The sequence below is a fragment of the Streptomyces sp. GMY02 genome (assembly GCF_019056675.1).
Lineage (GTDB): Bacteria > Actinomycetota > Actinomycetes > Streptomycetales > Streptomycetaceae > Streptomyces > Streptomyces odonnellii.
This window is the reverse complement of the sequence record NZ_CP077658.1, coordinates 4,486,877-4,510,381: the sequence shown is the minus strand read 5'-3', so window position 1 is coordinate 4,510,381 and position 23,505 is coordinate 4,486,877. Positions and strand designations below refer to the sequence as shown.

Annotated in this window: 19 protein-coding genes and 1 pseudogene; 10 read left to right on the top strand and 10 right to left on the bottom strand. The window is 68.9% G+C overall.

Translation table 11 applies throughout. The annotated features are described in order from the left end of the window. Positions 1 to 121: 121 nt before the first annotated feature. The 3 genes and pseudogenes from KQY30_RS36555 to KQY30_RS18930 form a co-directional block, all read right to left on the bottom strand. Positions 122 to 304: pseudogene (locus tag KQY30_RS36555) on the bottom strand (site-specific integrase); the annotation flags it as partial. 270 nt (positions 305 to 574) lie between these two features. Next, positions 575 to 1,834 carry a hypothetical protein gene (locus tag KQY30_RS18935; RefSeq protein ID WP_217307853.1) on the bottom strand — a complete coding sequence of 420 codons (1,260 nt, stop codon included), beginning with the start codon at positions 1,832 to 1,834 and terminating at the stop codon, positions 575 to 577. A gap of 63 nt (positions 1,835 to 1,897) precedes the next feature. Continuing rightward, positions 1,898 to 2,449 carry a SigE family RNA polymerase sigma factor gene (locus tag KQY30_RS18930; protein ID WP_217307852.1) on the bottom strand — a complete coding sequence of 184 codons (552 nt, stop codon included), beginning with the start codon at positions 2,447 to 2,449 and terminating at the stop codon, positions 1,898 to 1,900. Positions 2,450 to 3,041: 592 nt separating this feature from the next. On the opposite strand from KQY30_RS18930, the gene KQY30_RS18925 reads away from it, so the two are divergent. The 5 genes from KQY30_RS18925 (at position 3,042) to KQY30_RS18905 (ending at position 8,322) form a co-directional block, all read left to right on the top strand. Continuing rightward, positions 3,042 to 3,548: an HAD domain-containing protein gene (locus KQY30_RS18925; RefSeq protein ID WP_254407625.1), complete on the top strand. Its 507-nt coding sequence runs from the start codon at positions 3,042 to 3,044 to the stop codon at positions 3,546 to 3,548. Between the two features lie 146 nt (positions 3,549 to 3,694). Continuing rightward, a complete protein-coding gene (locus KQY30_RS18920; protein ID WP_217307850.1) occupies positions 3,695 to 5,056 on the top strand; it encodes a hypothetical protein in 1,362 nt (453 codons plus the stop codon). Positions 5,057 to 5,558: 502 nt separating this feature from the next. Next, positions 5,559 to 5,978 carry a hypothetical protein gene (locus tag KQY30_RS18915; protein WP_217307849.1) on the top strand — a complete coding sequence of 140 codons (420 nt, stop codon included), beginning with the start codon at positions 5,559 to 5,561 and terminating at the stop codon, positions 5,976 to 5,978. A gap of 225 nt (positions 5,979 to 6,203) precedes the next feature. Beyond that, positions 6,204 to 7,412: a hypothetical protein gene (locus tag KQY30_RS18910; protein WP_217307848.1), complete on the top strand. Its 1,209-nt coding sequence runs from the start codon at positions 6,204 to 6,206 to the stop codon at positions 7,410 to 7,412. Between the two features lie 475 nt (positions 7,413 to 7,887). After that, positions 7,888 to 8,322: a hypothetical protein gene (locus tag KQY30_RS18905; RefSeq protein ID WP_254407210.1), complete on the top strand. Its 435-nt coding sequence runs from the start codon at positions 7,888 to 7,890 to the stop codon at positions 8,320 to 8,322. Between the two features lie 37 nt (positions 8,323 to 8,359). On the opposite strand, the gene KQY30_RS18900 is transcribed toward KQY30_RS18905, so the two are convergent. Then, on the bottom strand, positions 8,360 to 9,541 hold the full coding sequence (locus tag KQY30_RS18900) for a Dyp-type peroxidase (protein WP_217307847.1): 1,182 nt from the start codon (positions 9,539 to 9,541) through the stop codon (positions 8,360 to 8,362). 239 nt (positions 9,542 to 9,780) lie between these two features. Between KQY30_RS18900 and KQY30_RS18895 the strand changes: the two genes are divergently transcribed. Next, a complete protein-coding gene (locus KQY30_RS18895; RefSeq protein ID WP_217307846.1) occupies positions 9,781 to 11,142 on the top strand; it encodes a right-handed parallel beta-helix repeat-containing protein in 1,362 nt (453 codons plus the stop codon). Positions 11,143 to 11,161: 19 nt separating this feature from the next. Here the strand turns inward: KQY30_RS18895 and KQY30_RS18890 are convergent, their stop codons facing one another. Continuing rightward, a complete protein-coding gene (locus KQY30_RS18890) occupies positions 11,162 to 11,926 on the bottom strand; it encodes a hypothetical protein (RefSeq protein WP_217311159.1) in 765 nt (254 codons plus the stop codon). Positions 11,927 to 12,179: 253 nt separating this feature from the next. Between KQY30_RS18890 and KQY30_RS18885 the strand changes: the two genes are divergently transcribed. Both KQY30_RS18885 and KQY30_RS18880 read left to right on the top strand, forming a co-directional pair. Continuing rightward, on the top strand, positions 12,180 to 14,696 hold the full coding sequence (locus tag KQY30_RS18885; protein ID WP_217307845.1) for an SdrD B-like domain-containing protein: 2,517 nt from the start codon (positions 12,180 to 12,182) through the stop codon (positions 14,694 to 14,696). A 212-nt stretch (positions 14,697 to 14,908) separates the two neighbouring features. Continuing rightward, positions 14,909 to 15,502, top strand: coding sequence for a DUF4291 domain-containing protein (locus tag KQY30_RS18880; protein ID WP_217307844.1), 594 nt, complete (start codon positions 14,909 to 14,911; stop codon positions 15,500 to 15,502). 26 nt (positions 15,503 to 15,528) lie between these two features. Here the strand turns inward: KQY30_RS18880 and KQY30_RS18875 are convergent, their stop codons facing one another. The 3 genes from KQY30_RS18875 to KQY30_RS18865 all read right to left on the bottom strand — a co-directional run bounded on the left by KQY30_RS18875 (position 15,529) and on the right by KQY30_RS18865 (position 17,957). Continuing rightward, positions 15,529 to 16,011: a hypothetical protein gene (locus tag KQY30_RS18875; RefSeq protein WP_217307843.1), complete on the bottom strand. Its 483-nt coding sequence runs from the start codon at positions 16,009 to 16,011 to the stop codon at positions 15,529 to 15,531. A gap of 129 nt (positions 16,012 to 16,140) precedes the next feature. Further along, positions 16,141 to 16,944 carry an ABC transporter permease gene (locus tag KQY30_RS18870; RefSeq protein WP_217307842.1) on the bottom strand — a complete coding sequence of 268 codons (804 nt, stop codon included), beginning with the start codon at positions 16,942 to 16,944 and terminating at the stop codon, positions 16,141 to 16,143. After that, the gene (locus KQY30_RS18865; protein ID WP_217307841.1) at positions 16,941 to 17,957 is read right to left on the bottom strand and encodes an ATP-binding cassette domain-containing protein; all 1,017 of its coding nucleotides are present in this window, start codon (positions 17,955 to 17,957) and stop codon (positions 16,941 to 16,943) included. The genes KQY30_RS18870 and KQY30_RS18865 overlap by 4 nt, the downstream gene beginning before the upstream one ends. A 64-nt stretch (positions 17,958 to 18,021) precedes the next feature. Here KQY30_RS18865 and KQY30_RS18860 point away from each other — a divergent pair, with 64 nt between their 5' ends. Together KQY30_RS18860 and KQY30_RS18855 are read left to right on the top strand one after the other, a co-directional pair. Continuing rightward, the gene (locus tag KQY30_RS18860) at positions 18,022 to 18,750 is read left to right on the top strand and encodes a TetR/AcrR family transcriptional regulator (RefSeq protein ID WP_217307840.1); all 729 of its coding nucleotides are present in this window, start codon (positions 18,022 to 18,024) and stop codon (positions 18,748 to 18,750) included. A gap of 64 nt (positions 18,751 to 18,814) precedes the next feature. Beyond that, on the top strand, positions 18,815 to 20,236 hold the full coding sequence (locus KQY30_RS18855; protein ID WP_217307839.1) for a DUF234 domain-containing protein: 1,422 nt from the start codon (positions 18,815 to 18,817) through the stop codon (positions 20,234 to 20,236). Between the two features lie 136 nt (positions 20,237 to 20,372). Here the strand turns inward: KQY30_RS18855 and KQY30_RS18850 are convergent, their stop codons facing one another. Together KQY30_RS18850 and KQY30_RS18845 are read right to left on the bottom strand one after the other, a co-directional pair. Further along, positions 20,373 to 21,725 carry an FG-GAP-like repeat-containing protein gene (locus tag KQY30_RS18850; protein WP_217307838.1) on the bottom strand — a complete coding sequence of 451 codons (1,353 nt, stop codon included), beginning with the start codon at positions 21,723 to 21,725 and terminating at the stop codon, positions 20,373 to 20,375. Continuing rightward, positions 21,661 to 23,430, bottom strand: a complete 1,770-nt coding sequence (locus tag KQY30_RS18845) for a hypothetical protein (protein WP_217307837.1) — start codon at positions 23,428 to 23,430, stop codon at positions 21,661 to 21,663. Before KQY30_RS18845 ends, KQY30_RS18850 begins: the two co-directional genes overlap by 65 nt. Between the last annotated feature and the right edge of the window lie 75 nt (positions 23,431 to 23,505).

Sequence of the window (23,505 nt, the reverse complement as noted above, 5' to 3'; positions counted from 1 at the left end):
AGTAGGAAAGCGTGTTGGGGGCAACTCCTCACGAGTTCGAATCTCGTATCCTCCGCACCCGTCTCAACAGGCGACATGAGGGGCCCGACCGGTTGCCGGTCGGGCCCCTCAGTTTTATCCATCAGGTGCCGTTGCCCTGATCTTTGTCCACAGGGCCGTTCTCCTGCGGTCCCCAGATCGCTCAGCATGGCGTCGGGTACGTGCAGGTACCGCGCGCGCATCCGTGCGGAGGTGCCCGGCTCCCAGCCCGTGATCTGGTCATGACGCGGTCCGGGGCACCGAGCAGCATGAGGACGGTCGCGGCGCCGCCGGGATGCGGGCGGAGCTGTCTTCTTCCGGCGCGACGAGGTGATCGTGCACTGCCCGGAGAAGAAGGCCGAGGAAGTGGCCGTGGCGATCCGCGCGGCCGGGGAACCGGCCGGGCGGATCGCCACGGGAAAACGTCGGTGCGGGGTTACCGGTCACGACGGCGACGGTGAAGCGGTACTCCGGCGCGAAGTGACCACCGCGTGGCCCGCGGCGGCCCGGGACACGGCGCCGCAGGCCACGGAGTAGCGGGCCACGGAGTTACGGACTACGGGTGGGTCAGCCACTTCGGGCTGGTCGCGATCGCCGTGAGCTGCTTCATGGTGAGCGCGGGGTTCTCGCGGGTGGCCGGGGTGACCTGGTCGGCCGCGTTGAAGGCGGAGATGACGACGCGCAGCCCGTCGGGCCTCAGGGTGTCGGCGGTCCACATCTTGATGCCGTCGATCCCCTTCTCTCCCGCCTTCTTCGAGGTCTGGAGCAGCGTGCCGTCGGGCAGGGTGGTCGCATCGGGGAACAGAACGTCCGCGTCGTCCGACATACCGGACTGCACATTGACCTGGACGTAGCTCAGGCCCTTGCCGTCGTCCAGCACCAGATACACGAACCCCTCCTGGCCACCCTCGCCGGCCACCTCCACTCCGGCGGGGAGCAGCGAGACCAGCGTGTCACGGACGTTCAGTTCCGCTTCGGCCGAGGTCTCGGAACCGCCTCCGGTGGCCGGCGGAGCGGGCGGGCGCGTGGGCAGTTCGTTCAGTGCCGGGCGCCACTCGTGCGAGGTGACCAGTGCCTTCAACTGCGCGGGGTTCAGCGGCGGATCGATACGAGAGAGCTCGGCGTCCTTCTCGGCCGGAGCGTTGTACTCACTCGCGTCGACCATGAACCCGTCGGCGGTGGCCAGGACGGCTCGCCAGAGCTTGGTGTCCACACGGCGGTCCGGGTACTCGTACCCCTGGAAGACCATGAGCCGGGAGCCGTCGGCCAGTTCGGTCTCGGCGCAGGAGTCGAACCCGATGAGGACCTTGTCGGGGCAGTTCACCTGCTGTTCGGCCTCGGCGCCGTCGGCGCGGCTGAGGCCGATCGAGATCGCGGCGTCGCCCTTTCCGTCGTCGAACACCGCGCGCACGCTGCTGAAGGCCACGGTGTCGGACTTGTTCGTCGTCGGATTCTTCAGCTCTCCGTCGGGAAGCAGCCCGGTGAGAATCGCGATGAGGTCCGCTTCGGTGCTCGGCGCCGGGCCGGTGGGCGTGGAGGCCGACGCGGCCACGGACATCTCGCCGCCCTGTACGCCTCCCTGTCCCCCGCCCAGCAGCCAGCCGCCGTACGCGCCGCCGATCCCCATGGCGGCCAGCGCGAACGTACTGCCCGTCACCGCCACGAGGCGTCGCCGGGCCACCCGGCGACGGCCCCGGCTCAGCCCGGCGTCCACCAGGGCGGCCCGGTCCCGGGGTGTGAACGTCTCGCCGGTGCGGCGCAGCGCCTCACCGAATTCGTCATCGATGGGCTCTTCGTATGTCTTTTCCGAGGGCATGGTTGACCCCACTCCTTGCTTGTGTACCGGACAGAATCAGAGCTGGGCCCCGTGGGCGGGCGCTCAGCGGTCGGCGAACTCGGTGAATCTGCCGCCCAGTTGCTCCCGTAGCTTCGCGAGCGCCCGCACCGATCTGGTGCGTACGGCAGCGGAGCTGACATGCATGGCGTCGGCGGTCTCCTCGACGCTGCGGTCCTCCCAGTACCGCAGCACCACCACCGCGCGGTCCTTGGCCGACAGCCGCCCGAGCGCGTCGAGCAGCGCGATCCGCAGGTCGGGGTCGTCGCCGGGGACCGGGGCCGGCTCGGGGAATTCCCCGAGAGGCCGTTCGGTCGCCGAGCGGCGCCGCCGATACGTGAGGAAGGTGCGGACGAGGACGGTCTGCGCGTACCCGGCAGGGTTGTCGATCCGGTCGACGCGCCCCCACAACGCGTACATCCGGCTGAGCGTCTCCTGGACCAGGTCCTCGGCGAGGTGGATGTCGCCGCCGGTCAGCAGGGAGGCGGATCGGAAGAGCTGGTTGGTACGGCCGACCGCGAACTCCCTGAAGTCATCGGCCCGGGAGGTCCGTGCCCACTGACCGCCCGTACGCCCTATCCACCCCGTGAGCCTCATGGTCCCCCAAATCCCCCGATTCCCCTTGGCACCCGGCTGCCGACCCGCCTTCACTCCACTGACGCGGTGGCCCGGCGGAAATGTTTCACCGGACGCGGAGAAAGCAAGCATCCCGGCCGGCGAACGGCGCCGACCGGGATGCCATGTGTCACTCAGTACTTCTTGCTCGCTACTTGGTACACGTCACTTGAGGTAGACGATGCCGTCTGTCGTGAAGGCCGAACGGCCACTGGTGCCGACCACGACGATCTTTGTCGTGTACTTGGTGCTGGACGTTCAGGTCTTGGTGAAGATCGGGTCTCGGTACTTGGTGGTGGACGACTTAAGGTCCACGGTCACCGCTTTCGCAGAGTCCGGAGGCACGCCTTGGAACCGCTTCTGACCGGGTCAGGACAGTAACGAACCCGGCTGGCTCCCCAGACGAACAGTTGGAAAGCGTCTTGGGGGCAACCCCTCACGGGTTCGAATCTCGTATCCTCCGCCATTGCTCTCACCGGGCAGTACGTTGGGTTGCACCCGCGGGACCATGTCCGGGCGGGCCGCCGTCGGTCCGCTTCCGGGGCGGCCTTTCTGCCCGTACGGTACAGATGTGATCGTTTCCCTGCCGCGGCCCATCCTCTTCCTTGACGTGGACGGACCGCTGATCCCCTTCGGAGCGACACGAGAGCAGTACCCGGACGGTTATCCGACGTACGTGCCGCAGGAGGCCGGCGCGAATCCGCTGCTGGCCAGGGTCGATCCCGCCCTCGGGTCCAAGTTGCTGGCTCTTCCGTGCGATCTGGTGTGGGCCACCACGTGGGAGTCCGAGGCCAACGAGTGCCTCGCGCCGCTCCTGGGTCTGCCGCAGCTCCCCGTGGTCACGTGGCCGGAGCCCTCCGAGGAGCCCGACCCGTCCGGCCTGCACTGGAAGACTCGTACTCTTCTCGGCTGGGCTGCCGGGCGCCCCTTTGCCTGGCTCGACGACGAGATCACCAACGCCGACCGCACCTGGGCCGAGGTTCACTACCCCGCCCGAACCTTCCTGCACCGCATTGACCATCGTCACGGCCTCACCGCCGCGGACTTCGGCGCTCTTGAGACGTGGTTGCGCGGCAGGTAGCGGTCCTCCCCCAATCGTCGCCGACAGGGCCGTCGGGTCTGGCCGAATCCCGGCCTGCGCCCTCTCGTGCGTACTTGTTTGCGCTCCCCCGCCCCGTCCTACCGTCCTCCGGCTCACGCCACACCACATCGACGGAAGGGTTCCTGGTGAATGAGGACGCATCCAAAGCCATCGCCGAAATCCTCCAAGAGCTGAGCACCACCTCCCACGTTCAGGTCCGCTCGTCCACCGAACTCGCCGCTCAGGTCACCAAGGCTGCGGCGGAGGAGGACAAGAAACGGATGGAGATGGAGGACGGGCGGGGTCCACTGCGCCGACGCACCGATTACCGAGCCCTCCGGACGGCGCCGCAATCACTGACACTCACACCCTGGCAGGTCATCCACTCCATCGGCCTTGGAGCCGCTTCCACCCGCCAGGGTGCGGGGCGAGGACTCGCCGAGCACTGGGGCAGCCTGCGCTACAGCCAGGCATTGGAAGCCAACCGGGGCCGTTATCTGCAACTGTCTTCCGAGGGACGCGATCTCCTGCGCTTCTACAAGGCCACCCAGTCCGGAGAAATCGGCACCGGCTTCGCCTCGCTGCTGGCCGAGCACATCGTCAGGTCCCGGTACCCCGACCACTCGGTCTCCGTGATCCCGGCGGACGTCGCTCTGAAGGCCGGCTGGACCCTACGCGGCTCCGGTACCGGCGCTCGCCCGGAGCCGCTACAGCGACGGCCCCACTTTTTCGTCGAAGCCTGGCAACCAGGGCAGCCGTCCAAGGTCCTGCTCCTCTCCTCGAAAGGCACCCACAGCAGCGTTCATCAGGTACAGAAGCAGCTCGGTACGGCCAGCGCCCACGTGGAGTCCGTGCACATCGGGCCCTACGGCACAGTCCCGTACCTGCTCATCGGCACCGAGATCCCCACTGCGGAAAGCCTTGCCGTGCACATTCTGGAGGCGCCAGGCACGACCCTTCTCCGCCCACCCGGAGAGACATCGGGAGCCGACCTGGACCTCGTACTGAAGCAGGAAAACCGTATGGCCGACGTCGCGCGGCCCACGGACCGCGGGGAGACGACCGTCCCCGGGTTCCAGGTGCTGCCCGACTCCTTCGCCTGGTTCAGCGTCGTGCTGGCACGGACGGAAGCAGCCACGCTCATGGCCTTCACCGGAGGTGGCAAGCCCACCGCCCAGTACCTGACCAAGGAACAAGGGCGACGCCACTTCCAGCACGACGCCCACACCAACACGGCCAGACTGCGCGATGCAGAGCACCGCGTCCACGGCATCGACTTCGTCGGCACCGACCACATCTACCGCCTCAATGGCACCCGGGTAGAGGCGTTCTCCGGGCTCCAGGGGAATCTGTACATGCACCTCCACCATGGGCGCGTCAACGAATACCGACGCGAGGTACACGCCCTACGCGGGCAGTGGCCGGACCGCAGCACATCGGAGCAGTGGAACGCAGTGTCCATCCGCGCCGACGGGACCGTGATGGCGATCCGTCTCCGGGACGAGTGACCCGGGGGAGGGCAGCGGCAGCTGCTGATCGGTCTTGGTGGCGCCTACTCGGAGGCGCGCAAAGCTGAAGCGGTGCTGGTCAGAAGCGGCAGTGGCGACTAGGCAGACTCGGCGGCGGGGTCGCGGTGGCCTCAGTTTGGGTCTCATTCACCCCGTCCGAACCAGCCCTCAACAATTACTGCATTCCAGGTCAGAACGTCTCCGCTTCCTCTTTTAAAGCCTCGTGAGCAGTTGGAAAGCGTGTTGGGGGGTCCCGAGTTCGAATCTCGTATCCTCCGCCATTGCCTCACCGGGCAATACGTCGTAGGGCCCCACCAAGTGCGGTGGGGCCCTACGACGTTCGTGGTCTCAGTTCCGCCGTTGACCGGCTGCTGATCGACCCCGGGTCTCGGGGCGTTCCCTTCCCGACCCCGTCCCGACAGGCTGACCCGCACCACCGGATACACGACGCGGACGGCAACCTGTTCAGCAGCACCATGGCACGGCGTTGAGGAGCAAGGAAATGACTCACTACCCCGACCTGTCGCGGTACTCCTACGACGAGTCGGACCAGGAGATGCTCAACGTCGGCTGGTTGGCGCCGGAGCACGACTACCGCAAGGGACTCGTGGACGAGCGCGTGGTGGATGCCTTGAGGGCCCTCAGCGTCGGCTACGACTATCAAATGCGCGGCATCCACGAGTGCGAGTTCTGTGGCACCGACCGGCCTGTCATCCTCGGCGGCCCCGCCCTCGACACCGAGGTGTGGCTCGGATCAGCGGAAATCCGGGTGCGGGGCGCGGACGGCATGTTCTACGCGGCCCCCAACCTGGTGATCCACTACATCACGGAGCACCGGTACTGCCCGCCTGAGGAGTTCTGCCGTGCGGTGGCCCGCACAGTAGGGATCGAGCCGGGCGAACACCTGACTCTGGCGGAGTGAGCGACCTCGGGCCGTGGCCTCCGCAGCTTGGCGGAGGCCACGGTCCGATGAACCGGCCTGGGACAAACAGGCCGGACCACCGACCCGACCGTGCGCCTATGGCCGTTGATGAATCGAGGTTAAGCACGCGGTCACACTGCCGCCGTGGTGGCGCAAACTCGCCCTCGTACGACTTAGTCCGGCACAGCGGGCAGCTCGTCCGTCGGTAGATCAGATGGAGTCATCATGGGAAGTTTCACCAGAAGGAATTTCATCGGCGGACTCGCCCTGGTCGGCGCGGCCGCGGTGGCGGTACCGGTGGCGGCCGGACCGGTGGCGGCAGCACCCCTGGCGGCGGCGCCCGCGCGCGAGGTCGAGACGTGGGAGTTCATCGGCAAGGACGTGTTCACCGGCGCGGCCGAGAGCTCGCGCGGCCAGGGCGTCACCACTGACGGCACCCACTGGTACTTCTCCAGCAGCAACGGGCTGGAGATCACCGACATGCGGTACAACACGATCTTCAAGAGCTCGCCGGCCATCCCGGCCGAATTGGCCAACCCCTCGCCGCTCGCCTACAAAGGCCTGAACCACATCGGCGACATCGACTACGCCAACGGCAAGCTCTACATCTCGCTCGACACCAGCACGCGCGATTCGGTTACCGGCAGCAGGTACGACACGCCTGTGTTCGCCGTCTACGACGCCGCCCGTCTGAGCTTCACCGGCCACGCCGCCGCCCTCAACCCGCCGCACGGCGTGCAGGACATCGCAAGCTGGGTGGCCGTCGACGCGCGCAAAGGCCTCGCCTACGGCATGGCCTATGACAACGCAGCGGAGATCGCCGTCTACAACCTGCGCGACTGGACGTTCAAGAAGTACATCCCGCTGTCGCAGACGATCGACCAGGCCCAGGGCGGCAAGATCCATGACGGCTGGATGTACTTCGCCTCGAACGACGCGGGGAAGAACATCTCCCGCGCCAATCTGACGACCGGCGAGGTCCAGGTCCTCTTCAACCTCAAGGTTCCTTACGACCAGGAGGTCGAAGGCCTGTCGTTCCTGGAGACACGGGACGGTCTGACCCTCAACATCCTCAACCGGGAGCAGCCGGACCCGAACGGTCCCAGCAACGTCACCTTCTACCACTACCGGTTGAAGGTGACGGGCACACCGGTCATCAAGGGCTCGCCGAAGGTCGGCGGGTACGTGACCGCCGACCCGGGCAAGTGGGTCCCGGATGCGAAGTTCAGCTACCAGTGGCTCGTGAACGGCAAGCCGGTGGCGGGCGCGACCAAGTCGCGGTTCCACCTCACGGGGAAGTACCTCGGCGACAGGGTGAGCGTTCGTGTGACCGGCACATGGGCCAACGGGACGTCGAGCACGGTCGAGTCCGCGCCGGTGACGGTCGGTCGTGTCCGGCTCCAGCACGAAGAGGTGGCCGGCACGAAGAGGTGACCAGTACAAAGAGGTGGCCAGTACGAACAGGTGAGGGGCTACGACGCGCACTGACCCCCGTTGTGGCGCCATAGCCGGGCCGCCCCACCGGCGCGTCGCGGTGACGCTCACTCACCAGGGCAAACGGTGGCCCGGGCGCTTCCGCGTCCGGGCTGACGCCGTTCCAGCGAACATCTGCTGTCCACCCTCGGGCCCCGGCTCAACTCCTCTGCCAGGAACGCAAATGCGCTGGTGGGCACGGGCCAGCCGGGTACTCAAGGGCGTGAAGGTGAAGCGCGGATAGACTCGTGGCGTCGATGCGGTCGACGTTCGCCAGTACGGCGCCGGCGGACGGATGGGGTGGACGCTGGTGTGCAAGGTGGATCGTGTGGCCGCAGCAGTGGCCGCGGCAGCAGCTCTGACGGCGGCCTACCCGCACCTGAGCCGAGAGGCTTCGCCGCATCCGGCACTGGAAGGGTGCGAGGACGTGGAGTGGTTGTCCATTTCTGACTGCCCGGTCGATGTCCCGGTCATCCTGCGCGGGTTGCTCGATCCCGACGCGGCCGAGATGGCCGAGCGAGCACTGGACTGGCTTGTCATGTCGGGACCAATGTCCATCAGTGCCACGATGCCGGCGGTCGTCCCGTACCTGCTGCGACTGACCGCCGATCCTTCGGTCCCACGCCGGGACGAGTTGTTCGGGCTCGTACTCGTGGCCGCCGCCCTGTCCGCACCGACCAACCCCGCCAACGCATGGGACCTGGCGGTCGGCGGCCCTGAGGACGACCACCCTGAACGGGCCCTGTGCCGAGCGGCATTCGTCGCCGACGCGGCTTGGGTCCAACGCCTGCTGGCCGACGACGAGTTGCTGGCCGGTCTGCATCTGGACGAGAGCGACCGGGCGTCACTGGTCCAAGTGGCCGGGCTGTAACGCGCAAAGCGCCCCGGGCAGGCAGACTCGGCCCCAATCAGCCGAACAGAGTCGAACCGAGCGGGTGTTGTCGGTCGAAGCCCGGGAGGATCAGGAAGGTCGCGCTGGCGGTCGTGGTGGTGAAGGGCAGCAGCGCGTCGGAGGTGTCCATGCGGGTGAGCGTGGCCGTGAAGGTCCGCAGGTCGTTCTGGAAGCTGATGAAGAGCAGGCCGGGGGCGGGCTCGTCGGTGCTGTACGAACGGCGGAGCATGTGGCCGACGCCGACCACGGTGGGGTTCGCCCTCCGTACGTGGGCGTCCACGGGGACGAGATAGCGGCCGTCGGGCGTCTTGGCGCCCAGTTCCGGGCCCGAGGCGACGGTGCCGCCGGAGAGGGGTACGCCGCTGGACCGGCGCCGCCCGAAGACCGCCTCCTGCTCGGCGACGGACAGGGCGGCGAACCGCGTCAGGTCGAGTTCCATGCGCCGCAGTACGGCCAGGGTGCCGCCGGCGACCGCGGGGGGCCCGGCCAGCCACAGGTCACGTTCCTGCTCGGCGGTCGTGTGCGGGCCCACGATGCCGTCGATGAAACCGAGCAGGTTGCGCGGTGCGGTACGGCCCTCGGCGACCGGCACGTTCGTACCGCGGCGTCCGGACTGCCGCCACCGTTCGCGGACGCGGTCGCCGACCTGGTCCAGGAGCGCGGCGGCGACGACCGGTACGAGCAGCGCGTCGCCGGCGCAGATCTGTATCAGCAGATCACCGCCGCGTGCCCGCGACGCGATCCGCTCGCGGGAGAACCGCGGCAGGTCGTCCGCGCCGGGCAGTGAGGCACCGGCCGTCCGTACCAGCCGCGGACCCACGCCGACGGTCACGGTCAGGTCCCCCGGGGACAGGCCCAGCAGCCGCGGGTCGGACCCGGCGGTGAGGGTACGGATGGTCTCGCCGAGTTCGGCCAGTAACGGGCCGGGCGCCACCGCGGTGCCGAGGTCGGCCACCACGGCCAGCAGGTTGCGCTGGGCCGACTGGGGAAGCGTAATTCCCGCCTGATGCCGGCCCGTCGCCGGAACCGGCCCTTCCGCGGTCGCCGCGGAAGGGGCGGGCCGACCTGGCTCGGCGGAGCCGGGCCGACCCGGCTCGGCGGAGTCCCATGAGCACCCGGCGATGAGACCGGCGGCCACCGTGGCGCCGGTGACATCGAGGAACGCGCGGCGTGACGGGTGGCGATCGGCGCGGGGCATGGTGTGCAGAGTGCCACACCCGCCTCGCGTCCGCCGCTCAACCTCCTTGTTCCAGCCGCTCAACCAAGCTCCTCGTCCCGGTCGCTCAGCCAACCTCCTCGTACCAGCCGCTCAGCCAACCTCCTCCTTCCGGCCGCTCAGCCAACCTCCTCGTACCAGCCGCTCATTCAACCTCCTCGTTCCGGCCGCTCAATCTCCTTGTCCCGGCGGGGAATTCACCGCCATGCCAGACTGGGATCATGTCTCGATCAGCTCTTCCAGCTCTTCGCGTGATGGCGGCGGTATTGGGCGCACTGACACTGGTGGCCGGCTGCGGCAGCGGTGGCGGTGGTGGCGACGAGGACGGATCGGACAAGGGCCGGCGGCCGGAGGGTGCTCGGGTGACGATCCGTGTGCCCGGCGACGCCCCGACGATCTCGGATGCGGTGTCCCTGGCCCGGCCCGGTGACCTGGTACTGGTGGCTCCGGGTGTGTACCACGAGTCGGTGAAGATCGACACGCCCCGCATCACACTGCGGGGCGAGTCCCGGGCCGGAGTGGTCATCGACGGGCAGTTACGGCAGCCGAACGGGGTGGTCGTCGCAGCGCCCGGGGTGGCCGTGCAGAACCTGACCGTGCAGAAGAACACGCAGAACGGGGTACTGGTCACCGGTTCGGCGGCGGCGGTCGCCGGGCTGCCGGGGAGCGGCGGCTACGACACCGGCAACGAACCCGTCAGCTTTCTGAAGTCGTTCCTGGTCTCGCATGTGACCGCGACCCGCAACGGCCTGTACGGCATCTACGCGTTCTCCGCGCAGAACGGTGTCATCGAGCACTCCTACACATCGGGCGCGGCGGACTCGGGGATCTATGTCGGCCAGTGCAAGCCGTGTCGGATCGTGGTGCGGAACAACGTCTCCGAACTCAACGCGGTCGGTTACGAAGGCACCAACGCCGGCGGCGACATGTACGTGGTCGGCAACCGTCTGGTCGGCAACCGCGTCGGACTGACCACCAACTCCGACCACCAGGAGAAACTGCTCCCGCAGCGCGACGCCGTCGTCGCCGGCAACCTGATCGCGGACAACCAGCAGACGCAGACGCCCGAACAGGCCGACGGCGGCTGGGGCATCGGCATCGGCGTCGACGGCGGCAGCGACAACCAGTTCATCCGCAACCGGATCAGCGGCAACACCAACGCCGGGCTCGTGATCACCGCGACCGCCGACCTGACGGCGGACCGCAACCGGATCACGGACAACACCTTCACCGCCAACGGCGTCGACGTCGGCTGGACGTTCCCCACCGCCACCCAAGGCCGGGGCAACTGCCTGCGGGGGAACGCGCTTCGGACGACCGTACCGGCAGGGCTCGCGAACACCGCGTCCTGCCCGGTTCCCGCCAAGTCCCCCACACCATCAGGCAGTTGGGCGAATCCGACGGCGCCTGCGGGCATCCCGTTCACCGACGTGGCCGCGCCCGGCCGGCAGCCGGAGTTCCCTCGTGCCACCACCACCGGCGCCACCGTCGTACCGGACGTTCCGGCACTACCAACCATCGCGGGCATCGCGCTGCCGTCGCTGTCGCTGCTCGCCGCCGGTGCGCGGGTGCAAACCTCGTGAGCGGCGGCAAGACACCCTCTTAGGCCGTGTCCGGCGCCGATTTGACGCCGGGGACCGGCTGGACGGGGACGTACTTCTGGGTGTCGAAGTCAAAGACCACCGGCTGCGGCTCGGAGGCGATATCGGCCTGAACCCGGTACATGGTGCCGTCCGAGCCGATCCAGTAGCGCACGCTCTGTGACGTACCGGCCTTGGCATCCGCCTTGGCGTCGACCCCGGCACCAGCCGTTGCACCGGCCTCGGCACCAGCCCTGCTACTCGCGTCCGGCCCGTTCATGATGTCCGTCTGATGGCCGCGCACACGGTCCTGCCCGACCCATGCGGCGCCGCTCTGCGGCAGCAGTGTGGCGTTGTCCGGCCGGTCGCTGCCGAGGCCGAGCGCGATGGCCAGCGAGCTGTCCAGGGTCATGCCGGTTGTCCGCAGCGGACGGCTGTACCAACCCGACGCGGGCGGCAACGCCGGTGCGGCTGCCGGAGGGTCTGTCATGGGATGGACCAGGACGGTGGTGTCCGTCCACTGGATCAGCCCGTCGCTGGACGTGTCCCGCCCGGTCCCGCGCACCACCCCGTAACCGGTATGCGTGCGGTAGTCGATGGATCCGGTGATGACCAGCCCGCCGGTGGCGTTCGGTACGTTGATCGTCACCGCCCGGCCACCCGCCTGGTAGTTGAGGAACCGGGTGACCGCCAGCCGGTTCGCCTCGTCCGAGGTCAACGTCCGCGGGGCGGTGGGGCCGTCGCCGTTGCCGAGAAGGACGAAGGCGGTGGTCGCGGCAGCCGTGATGCCGAGGGCGGCGGCTGCCACCCAGCGTAACCTTGGCCACCGGCGGCGCCGGTCTGCCTCGCGCCCCAGGAGGCCCTGCCGCTTGATGTCGACGCTCCGCGTTCTGATACTCCGCACGCGGCGCGAGCGTAACAGGTCTGCGCGGAGGCACCCTCAAACTCTCCGTTCACGAGACATGACGTTCCGTCAACTTGTAGGCTCACCTTTGCTTTTGCCGCGTTGGCGATAGCGTAGGACGACGTAAAGGAGTGCCATGCCATTACGTGGACTGGTACGGATCGGGCTGTCCGGCCTGTTACTGGTGGGGGGCGGCACCGGCGCCGTCTTGACCAGCGCCGGGCAGGCCGGCGCTTCGGCCTCTGACGGCACCCTGACCGTCGAGGTGCTGCGGGACTTCTTCGGTACCGGCGTGATCAACTCGACCATGGACGTGCCGCAGCGGGGGATGAAGGTCGATGTCGCCGACCCCTCCGGCCATCACGTCACCGGTGTCACGGATGCCACCGGAAAGGTCGTCGTGCCGCCGTCGGGCGAGCTGACGGGCGGCCGGTACCGCGTCGATGTCAGTGTCCCGGCACCGTACAGCGACTATCTGCGGGCGGCGCCCGCCTCGACCGCGCCGAACCACTTCGACAGCTTCACCACGTTCGTGGACGTCTCGGACGGCAAGGACGACTCGGTGATCACCGGGGTCTGGAACCCGGCCGACTACGCACTGCCCGATTCCCGCCACTTCGTACCGATCCAGAGCGGTGCCGGCGGGACGGACACCCGGGCACTGGTGGCGTTCGGGACGGACGCCCGCGGCAACTGTCCCGACCAGCAGGCGTGCCCGGAGGTGCTCAACACCCAGGACCAGGTGGGCACGACCTTCGGGCTGGCCTACGACAAGTACCGCGAGCAACTGTTCCAGTCGGCGTTCGCCCGGCGGTACACCGCGTACGGGCCGGACGGCGGTGACGCGATCTACACCGTGCCGGCCGACGGCGGGGGCGCCCCGAAGCTGTTCGCGAAGGTGCCGGACGCCACGGAGACGCCGCACGACACCGGCAACCTGATCAAGGACGCCGGGTTCGTCGACGTACCGGGCAAGGAGAGCATCGGCGGCCTGGCCCTGTCGGAAGACGGCTCGACGCTGTACGCGGTGAACCTGCGCACCCGCAGCCTGGTCGGTTTCGACGCGACCGGGTCCACGGCATCGGCGCCCGAGACGACGGTCCCGATCCCCGACCCGGGCTGCGCGTCGGCCGAGGACTGGCGTCCGTTCAGCCTGGCCACCCACAACAACACCCTGTACGTGGGCGGTGTGTGCAGCGCGGAGAGCACACAGCAGCGCGCGGACCTGAAGGCCGTCGTCACCACCTATGACGGCGAGCGGTTCACCACTGTGCTGTCCCAGCCGCTGACCGCCGAGCGCGGGAGCGTGCTCACCAGCAACTCCGGCCGAGACCAGGTCAACCACTGGAACCCGTGGAACACCGACCTGGAGGACTGGGACACCTTCAACGTGAACGGCCCGATGATCGATCCGCAGCCGGCACTGGCCAGTATGGCCTTCGCCCGCGACGGCTCGATGGTCCTCGGCTTCCGCGACAGGTTCATGGACGTCGTGAGCTGGGGCGGGCTGGACCCGCGGCCGGGCAACGACACCCCGCAGAACGGCATGTCCGGCGGCGACATCAGCATGGCCTGCGCCACGCCCACCGGCGGGTACGAGTGGGAGGGCACCGGGAACTGCCCCGACCACGCCACGGACCCGGCGATCGACGGGGTCCAGCCCAGCAGCGTCGTCGAGTACTTCCCGGGTGACTTCTTCCCGAACGGGGGCTCCTCGACCCAGCCCGGGCCGCACCAGGAGTCCGCGCTGGGATCGGTCGCCTACATCCCGCAGCAGCAGTGGGTCGTCAGCACGCAGATGGACCCGACCGGCCAGGTCATCACCAACGGCACCGGCTACTACGACATCGCCACCGGCCTCGGCCCCGGCAACGACCCGGCCGCCAACGCCTACCAGTTCATCGGTCCGAACGAGAACGGGTTCGGCAAGGCCGGCGGCCTCGGCGACATCGCGTACGCCGCGGCGAACGCGCCGATCCAGATCGGCAACGTGGTGTGGTTCGACGGCGACCACAACGGCATCCAGGACGCCGGGCATGTGCTGCTGCCGGGCGCGACGATCAACCTGCTGGACGCCGATGGCAAGAAGGTCGCCACGACCACGACCGATGCCGCCGGTGAGTACTACTTCGGTGGTGTCGGCGCGGACTACGAGCTGACACCGGGCGCCAAGTACACCGTGCAGTTCGATGTGTGCACCGCGGACACCAGCGAGGTGCCGGGCCAACCGGCCGCCACCGACCTGCGGTTCACCCTGCCACAGGTCGGTGACGACCGGGTGCACGACTCCAATGTGACCCCGCCGACCACCGGCCAACTGTGCAATGGATACGCCCCGGTCACCGCACCGGCCACGTCGGGAGGGGTCGATCACACGATCGACGCCGGTGTGTACGTCCCGCAGGAGCCATCGCCGACACCCACGCCGACCGAATCCGCGTCTCCGACACCGACTCCGACGCCGACACCGACATCGGTGCCGCCGACGGGCCCGGCGCCCAACACCCCGGCACCGGCCGGCCGGCCACCGGGTTCACTCGCCAACACCGGCATGTCCGACCTGGGAGAGATCCTCGCCCTCGTCGCCCTGCTGCTCGGCGCGGGTGCGACAGTCGTCCTCGCCAGCCGTAAGCGCCGCGCCAGGCACCACTGACACCCGAAACCCCCGATGGGCCGGTGCGATCCGCACCGGCCCATCGGCATGAACGCCCACAGCAACGGCGCACGGACCTTCGCCCGCATGGCTACGGACCGTTTGACCACAGCCTTCGCATCGGTGGGAACATCCGGTGGTCGGAGGCTCGGCGGCCTCGCGCTGCGGTAATTCGATGGCGCGCGCACAACAGTGCGCCCACCCTGGTCCCCGTGGCAGAACCCAAACACCAGATTCGAGCCCTGCACTCGGACTCCACGGTCACTGTCTACCAGGCGTACGCCCCGGAGATTGCCGTACCGGCCGCCCGTGAGGGGCGCTTCCCGGCAGTGTGGCAGCGGGACCGGATGACGTGGATCAAGCCGTCGTTCCTGTGGATGATGTACCGCTGCGGATGGGCCACCAAAGAAGGCCAGGAGACCGTCCTCGCCGTCGAAATCTCCCGCCAAGGCTTCGAGTGGGCGCTGTCACACGCCTGCCTGTCCCACTACGAGCGTGGACTCCACGCCGACCGCGCCGCATGGAAGCGCCGATTGAAGCGGGCTCCGGCCCGGGTGCAATGGGACCCCGAACGTGACCTGCACCTTGAGCCGCTTGCCCACCGGTCACTCCAGCTAGGACTCTCCGGCGAAGCCGCACGTCTGTACGCCGATGAGTGGACCGTCTCCATCACTGACGTCACGCCGCTCGCCCACATGATCCACACGCATGTACGGAACGGAGATTTGGACGCCGCACGGCAACTCCTGCCCCGTGAACGTCCCTACCCCGTGAATGAAGGGCTCCTGTCCCACCTGCACCAATGAGCAAGTCTGCCAATTGAGATGAACTCTCAGGCATGCCGAGATTGTTCAATCCAGTCCTCGCCGTGTCGGTGGCGGTCCAGCCCTACGGCTGCGAACTCGTCCGTGGCCGCGTCTGCCACCACACCCAGCATCCGCAGGGCCTGCGAGATCGGGCTGCCGGCAGATCCGAAGGGCTGACCCTCCGGCACATGGACCGGTCCCAGTACGACAGCCCCGTCGGCCCAGACGGCAGCGCGTTGGTCGCCTACACCGCCGAAGTACTCGGCTTCCACGTAGGCCACCGGTCCCGCGGCTGACCAGTCCGCGAGCCGCCTGTCGAACCCTCCCGGAAGTCGCCAGAAGCCCAAAGGGCTCTGTGTGCCATCCGTTGAGGCATCGAAGAGCTGGTCCGTCATCGGCATCAGCGACATGCCGTGGCCGAGAGAGACAACCCGAGCGGCAGGAAAGTCCCTTGAGGCGCAACGGAGCACCTCGTCTTTGGCGATGACTGCCTGCAGTTCATAGCTCACCCCAACGCCCCCTCCACCGATCGGAGGCTCCATCTTGTCGCACGCGCCGACATCGAACCCGTGTGGAACCCTCGGCGCCCGTTCACCCTTGCCCGCGCCTGCTCGCCTATTGGTACGCGCGCCCGTCGCTCACTCCCGGCTGTTGGCGTACCGGCGCACGGCGAGTGGGGCGAACAGGAGGAGTAGCAGCAGCGACCAGAGCAGCGTGCCAGGCACCGGGTGCGTTACCGGCCAGGCGGCGTTCGTCGGCCGTGCCGTGTCGTCGCAGAGAACGCGGACGGCCGTGGCGAGCGCGCTGATCGGGTTCCACTCGGCGACCGTGCGCAGCCAGTCCGGCAACCCGGCTGTGGGGATGTACGCGTTGGAGAGCAGCGGCAGGACGAAGGTCGCGGCGCCCAGTTGACCGGCCGCCTCCTCGTTCCGGATGAGCAGTCCGAGACAGGTGCCGAGCCAGTTGGCCGCGAAGCGGAAAAGCAGCAGCAGCCCGAAGGCGCCGCACGCGCCGGGCACCGAGCCGTCGATCCGCCAGCCCACCGCGAGCCCCACCAGAATCAGGGGCACCATCCCGACGGCCGTGGTGAGCACATCCGCGGCGGTCTGTCCGAGCGGTACGGCGACCCTGCTCATCGGCATCGTCCTGAACCGGTCCATGACTCCGCGCTGTACGTCCTGTGCGGCCTGGAACATCCCGGTCATGATGCCGCCCGCGGCCGTCGAGGCGAGCAGTCCCGGCACCAGAAAGGCGCGGTACTGCTCGCCGGGCGTCGCCAGCGCGCTGCCGAAGACATAGCCGAAGAAGAGCAGCATGTTGATCGGCATGGTCTGGGTGAGGATCACCACGCCCGGCGCGTGCCTGATCCGCTGGAGATGACGTCCGAGGACGGTCCCCGTCTCGTAGAGGACAGTCCCCGTCCCGTACCCGACGGCGCTCATGCCGCGTGCTCCTCTCCGTGGTGGCGGCGGGTGTCCGCGCCGCGGTCCGTGGCGCGGCCGGTCAGTCGTAGGAAGACCTCGTCGAGCGTCGGCGCGCGCAGGCTCGCGTCGGCCACCGGCACACCCGCCGCGTCCAGTTCCCTCACGAGCCGGGGCAGGGTCAGCGCGGGGTCCGTCGTCGCGGCTCCCGCCGTACGGCGTTCCCGGTCGAGCACCGGCTCCGAGCCGGTCAGCCGGTCGAGCACGCCCGCGGCCATGGCGAGCGCCTCCTCGGCGGCCCGCCCCGTCGTCTCCCCGGCGAGCACCACCTCCGCGTACGAGCCGATCAGCGACTTCAGCCCGGCCGGACTGCCCCGGTGGGCGGCACGGCCCCGGTCGATCAGCACGATGTCGTCGGCCAGCCGGTCGGCCTCCTCCAGATACTGCGTGGTCAGCAGAACGGTCGTGCCCCGGCCGGCGAGTTCCCGTACGGCGTCCCAGATCTGGTTCCTGCTGTGCGGATCGAGTCCGGTGGTCGGCTCGTCGAGAAAGAGCACCCGGGGACGGGTCAGCAGACCGGCGGCCAGATCCAGGCGCCGCCGCATCCCGCCCGAGTAGGTCCGTACCGCGCGGTCGGCGGCGTCCGTCAGCTCGAAGCGCTCCAGCAGCTCATCGGCGCGGGCCCGCCCCGCGGCGCCTCTGATACGGAGCAGTCGGGCGAAGAGCCGGAGGTTCTCACGGCCGGTCAACTCGCCGTCCACCGAGGCGTCCTGACCCGTGACACCGATCGACCGGCGCACCGCGCCCGGATCGCGGGTCACATCGTGTCCGGCCACCAGGGCGGTGCCGGCGTCGGGCGTGGTGAGGGTGGTCAGGATCCGTACGGCGGTGGTCTTGCCCGCGCCGTTCGGTCCGAGCACTCCGCAGACGGTGCCCTGGGCGACTGCGAGATCCAGCCCGCGCAGGGCATGCACACGGCCGGAGCCGAACCGCTTCTCCAGACCTTCACTAAGTACGTCGTACGTAGTTGTCATGCAGCCCACGGTACCTCACTGCGTACGTTGTACGTAACTAAGATGGTGGACGAGGTGATGATCAATGGCGGGGCGACCTGCTGAACCCCAAGTGATCTGGGCACGCCCGGAGCGGTCAGGACGCGGCCCCAAGCCGGCGTTCAGCCGCGCCGACATCGCGGCGGCGGCCGTCCGCGTCGCCGACGCGGGCGGCATCGACGCCGTGACCATGCGTCATGTCGCCGCCGAACTGGGATGCGGCACGATGTCGCTCTACAACTACGTGCCGCGCAAGGAGGATCTGTACGAGCTGATGGCCGACCGGGTCGCCGGTGAGTACGACCTGCCCGAGAAGCCGTCCGGGGACTGGCGGGCCGACCTGACCGCCCTCGCGCACCGGGCCCGCGCGATCATGCGCGCGCACCCCTGGATGGCGCGGCTGATGTCGGCGGTCTACGGATTCAGCCCGAACGCGATGCGGTACCTCGAATACAGCCTGACCTGCCTGGATCCTCTCGACGCGCCCTACGGCGAGAAGATGGAGCTGGTGGCGATGGTCAACGGCGTCGTGACCACCTATGTCGCCAATGAGCTGCAGACCGCCGAGCGCACCAGGTCCCTGCCCTGGTCCGCGGAGCAGGAGCACGCCGTACGCATCGCCTACATGGGGCGCGAGATCACCTCCGGCCGCTATCCACGACTGGCGGCGGCGTTCGCGGAGGACTCGGGGCCGATCGATCTGGACGCCGTCTTCGACCGGGCGCTGGCGCGCGTCCTGGACAGTTTCGCCGTTCGGCACCCGGAGAGCGCCTAGCGTCCTGTGATAGTAGCGATGAGGATACTATCTCTATCGCTACTATCATTTACGGGGGTGTCCCATGCGTCGTTTCATCGGGCGAGGCCACGAGCTGGACGTGCTCCGCAACGCCTTCCGAGCGGTGGGCGATGCCGCCGGATCCGCGAAACCAGGCCAGTGCATCCTCATGCGGGGACGGCGGCGGGTCGGCAAGTCCAGCCTGGTCGAGGAGTTCCTCCGGCGCACCGGGACGCCGTATCTCTTCTTCACCGCGGCGGGCGGCACGGCGGAGGACGAACTGGCGGAGCTGCTCGACGCCGTCGCCAGATCCACGCTTCCGGAGCGGGGACTCTTCTCGGAGGAGACCCCCGCGCAGTGGAACGCCGCCTTCAGACTGCTGGCGGAGATCCTGCCCGACGACAGTCCGAGCGTGGTCGTCATCGATGAGGTGCCGTACCTCATGGACCGCATCGACGCCTTCGAGGGCATGCTTCAGCGCGCATGGGACCGCCTGCTCAGCCGCAAGCCCGTACTCCTCCTCCTCGTCGGATCCGACCTGTCGATGATGGAAGCGCTGAACAGCTACGACCGCCCCTTCCACCAGCGCGGCCGGGAAATGGTCGTGGGGCCGCTGACCCCGGCCGACATCGGCGAGATGCTCGGACTCTCTCCGGCGGCCGCGTTCGACGCCGCCCTGATCACCGGCGGTCTCCCGCTGATCTGCGAGGAGTGGCGGCCCGGGGCGGACGTCTGGGGGTTCCTCCACGAGGCGCTGGAGAACCCGATCTCGGCGCTGCTGGTCTCCGCCGAACGCTCACTCGCCGCGGAGTTTCCACCTCAGGCGATGAGCAGGGAGGTTCTGCGGGCGATCGGAAGCGGGGAGCGGACATTCACCAATATCGCGCGCGCCGCCGGCGGTATCGCCCACACCACTCTCACCCGGGCCACGGATGTCCTGACCGAGAAACGGGTGGTGGCCGCCGAACTGCCACTCTCACTCCGGCCGTCGAAAGAACGCCGCTACCGGGTGGCCGACCCCTACCTGCGGTTCTGGCTGGCGTTTCTGAATCCGCACATGGCGGAGATCGAGCGCAGGCGGGGAGATCTCACCTTGAACCGGATCAAGGAGCGGTGGACGAGTTGGCGGGGCCGCGCGATCGAGCCCCTGGTCCGGGAATCCCTCGCCCGTCTCCTGCCGGACGGCCCGCTGCCCGCCGCCCCCGCGATCGGCGGGTACTGGACCCGCAGCAACGACGTCGAGATCGACCTCGTGGGCGCCGACCGGCAGCCGGTGGCCAAGCGGTTGCTGTTCCTCGGCTCGATCAAGTGGCTGGAGCGTTCCACATTCGACAGCCACGACCTGGCGGCGCTGCAGAAGCACCGGGCGGCCATCACCGACGAGCCGGTACCGCTCGTGGCGGTCTCCCGCAACGGGACGAGCTGTTCCGGGCTCCAAGCGGCGTACGGCCCCGAGGAACTGCTCGGCGCCTGGCGCAGGGGATGAGCAACGGCGGGTTTCCGGAGGGTGGTTGCGGTTCCGGTACGTACGCCGGAGGGGGCGCCCGGAACCGCAAGGTCCCCGGCACCCCCCAGTTCCGGGCGCCCTCGGTGTTGTGCACCCCCCGGTGTCGGCCCGTCAGTCAGTACAGAGCCTTGTAGACCTGCCAGCCAGTGGCGATCTCAACTCGGGGGCCGATCGAGCCCTTGCCGTCGCCGTTGTTGCGCCACAGCTTTCCGGCGGTGTCGCGGGAGACGATGTCCGCCTTCCCGTCCCCGGTGAGGTCGCCGGCGCCCACCACGACGTTGTAGGGGGCACCCCAGTTGTCGGCCACCTTCGCCCGCGCCCTGAAGCCGCCGGTCGCCGTGCCCGCGTACCGCCACAGCTCGTTCGACGTGTCCTGCGCCAGCAGGTCCCCGTACCCGTCACCGTTGAGGTCGCCGACACCAATGATCTTCTTGTAGCCGGACCACTTGGAGAAGATCTTCACCCGTGGCGCGAACTTTCCGCTGCTCGTGGCCTTGTACAGATAGATGTCGCTGGTGGACGTCTGACGGACGATCAGATCCGCCCGGCCGTCACCGGTGAGGTCGCCCGGTGAGGTCAGCACGTTGTACTGGTTCCAGCCGGACGGTGCCAGCGTGGTGTACGGCGTTGATGTCGTCAGGGCCTTCCCGCACCCCGGCCGGTACGCCCGCAGCGCACCGCTGCTCAGCCGTACGAGCACGTCGTTGCAGCGGTCACCGTTCAGGTCCCCGAACGGCACCGCGCTGATCGAGGCCGACCAGCCCGAGGCCGTCGTCCTCGCCGGGAACTTCCCGGCGCCGTCGCCCTGGTGGAAGGTGAGCGCGCCCGAAGGGGTGAGCGTGAGCAGGTCGCCGATACCGTCGGACCCGACGTGGTCGCGCCTCACGGAGGCGCCACCGGTCAGCTTCAGCGAGCCGGACGCCGTTGCCGACGTGCCCTGCCTGTCCGCCGGGGCCGCCGTCAGTGTCCAGGTGTACGTGCCGTTCGGCACATACGCGCCCGTCGACGTCCTGCCGTTCCAGGACGCGTGGACCGCGTCGTGCGCGGCACCGCCGGACAGGGTGCGCACGGTGGCACCGGTCGCCTTGTTCTTGAGCGCCAACGTCCACGACGCGGCCGGTTTTGACAGCCACCATGTGCCGTCCCACAGGGAGGTCGAGCTCAGCGCGCTGACCGAAGGTTCCGTCTTCGCTCCGAGGACCGCGATGTCCGTGGCGGGGATGCCGCTCCGTACGACGTGGATGTCCTGGGAGGCGGGGTCGACGTAACCGACCAGGCCGGTGTACGGATCGACGTCCCACTTTCCGGTCCGGGCGGCCAGGGACCGGCTCACCGCGGAGCCGCTTCTGACATCCGTGAGGGTCAGCGCCCCGGCCTTGGCGTCACGGGTGACCAGGAAACCGTCACCCAGGCGCTGGTCTCCGCCGGCCGGAGCGGCGATGAGCGTCTTCCTGCGGGTGTCGTACACGTAGGCTCTCGGCTCGCTCCCCTGGGAACTGGCGCACCAGCCGGACCAGTACACCCAGCGCCCCACCGCCTGGAGATCCCCCCGCACCGCAGCCGGCGGCCAGCCGAAACGACGTGATCGTGGTGCCCGAACGCACCTCCGTGGCCGTCACACCGCCGCCGGCGGACCACGTCCAGAGCGTTTCCCCCCACAGGGCGGTGGGGGCCGCACCGGCCGCGCCCGCGCGGGTGAGCACGGTTTTCCGCGTGTCCAGATCCGCCACTGTCAGGCCGTCTCCCGCGGACAGGGGTCCCCACCAGGCCGCGTACCGGCCCTGGACGTCCACGAGACCATGGGTGTCGCGGAGGCCGGAGGCGAGCCTGGTGCCGGGGGTCTGTCGGCCCCGGTCCAGGACGTGGATCTCTCCGGCCGCGTTGTGGGAGACCGCCCGCCCGTCACCGGTACCCACGAGCCAGGGGCAGGACCCGTAATCCCCGTTCATGGTCCCGCACCTCGGGGTCGGCCCCCGGTCCGTGCGCGTACCCGCCGTCAGGGTCCCGTTCACGGTCAGCGAGCGGCTGTACAGGTGCGTCGCCCCGTCGCCGGACTCGTACGTCATCAGTTCACCGCCGCTGAGATCGAGCGACTCGATCCCCATCGGCACGGCCGGGAGGTCCGCGATCCGGTGCGTCCGGGGCAGACCGTCGGGCCCCGCCTCGACCTTGGCGATGCCGTAGTCCAGCGAGGACTTTCCGCCGGCGAGGACCAGGCCGCCGTCGGGCGTGACGACGGCTTCGGGGTCCGCCCGCTCGGCCAGGGGCAGTTCGGCGGAGCCGTCGAAGGGGAGCGCGGACACACTCCAGACGGAGGAGCCGCCGCGCCGCGCCACGACGACAGCGTCACCGACGACGCCGAGGATCTTGTTCGCGGAGTTGTAGGGGAACAGGACCTCGTGCGTGGGGGCGTCGTAGGCACCCTCGGCGTACACCCGCACCCGGGACGTGGTGTACCGGCTGACCAGATAATCGGGGCCCACCACGACGTCCGTGTTCGCCACCTGCGGAGACAGGAGCGTGGCGGCGCCGGTCTCCGTATCCACCCAGGCGTACCGGAGGACCCGCTCCGGGCCGTAGAAGTTGACGAGAATGCCGGAGGCGGAACCCGTGGGGTGAGAGGGAAAGACCGTCCCGTCCGGGAATCCGGTGACGGGCTTCTGCACCGTGCTGCCGTTCTCGTCGCGCAGCAGGAACAGCCCAGTCCGCTCCCCACCCGTCGAAGTGCCGGTCAGGACCGTGCGTCCGTACGTCTGCAGATAGCTCTGGCCCGCCGGAATCGCCACGGTCTCGGTCATACCGGTTCCCATGTCCCGGAGCAGGACCTGCCCGCCACCGTTCTGGGACGGAAGGGCGACGACGTCCGAACCGGTGCCGTATTCACCCCGGGTGCGCGGCCCGAGGCGATCGCCTCCCGGCACCGGCTTCCGGCTGCCGTCGTAACCGGTCCACCAGAGGCCATGGCCCTCGTCGGTGGAACGGTACTCCAGGAAGCCAGAGGCCCCCGCGCTCTGCGGATACGCGGTGCGCGGGGTCGTGCGCACGGTGGCCGGAACGATGATCTCGGTTGCGGTCTCCGCGTGCGCGGGCGCCACCAGTGGCACGGCGGACATGGAGAGCGCCAGCCCGGTGATGGTGGCAAGGGAGCCACGCACGAAAATATGACGAGTCATTTGATTCCCCTCCCCACGGAGGGCCCCCACCCCCGAACAAGCGACCGGATCCTAGCAGTTGTCCATGAGCCACCG

Bases quoted from the DNA above. Each gene is read 5' to 3' on its own strand.
- KQY30_RS18935 (WP_217307853.1), bottom strand. From the start codon at position 1,834: ATGCCCTCGGAAAAGACATACGAAGAGCCCATCGATGACGAATTCGGT.
- KQY30_RS18930 (WP_217307852.1), bottom strand. From the start codon at position 2,449: ATGAGGCTCACGGGGTGGATAGGGCGTACGGGCGGTCAGTGGGCACGG.
- KQY30_RS18915 (WP_217307849.1), top strand. From the start codon at position 5,559: ATGACTCACTACCCCGACCTGTCGCGGTACTCCTACGACGAGTCGGAC.
- KQY30_RS18910 (WP_217307848.1), top strand. From the start codon at position 6,204: ATGGGAAGTTTCACCAGAAGGAATTTCATCGGCGGACTCGCCCTGGTC.
- KQY30_RS18900 (WP_217307847.1), bottom strand. From the start codon at position 9,541: ATGCCCCGCGCCGATCGCCACCCGTCACGCCGCGCGTTCCTCGATGTC.
- KQY30_RS18895 (WP_217307846.1), top strand. From the start codon at position 9,781: ATGTCTCGATCAGCTCTTCCAGCTCTTCGCGTGATGGCGGCGGTATTG.
- KQY30_RS18885 (WP_217307845.1), top strand. From the start codon at position 12,180: ATGCCATTACGTGGACTGGTACGGATCGGGCTGTCCGGCCTGTTACTG.
- KQY30_RS18870 (WP_217307842.1), bottom strand. From the start codon at position 16,944: ATGAGCGCCGTCGGGTACGGGACGGGGACTGTCCTCTACGAGACGGGG.
- KQY30_RS18865 (WP_217307841.1), bottom strand. From the start codon at position 17,957: ATGACAACTACGTACGACGTACTTAGTGAAGGTCTGGAGAAGCGGTTC.
- KQY30_RS18860 (WP_217307840.1), top strand. From the start codon at position 18,022: ATGGCGGGGCGACCTGCTGAACCCCAAGTGATCTGGGCACGCCCGGAG.
- KQY30_RS18855 (WP_217307839.1), top strand. From the start codon at position 18,815: ATGCGTCGTTTCATCGGGCGAGGCCACGAGCTGGACGTGCTCCGCAAC.
- KQY30_RS18845 (WP_217307837.1), bottom strand. From the start codon at position 23,430: ATGACTCGTCATATTTTCGTGCGTGGCTCCCTTGCCACCATCACCGGG.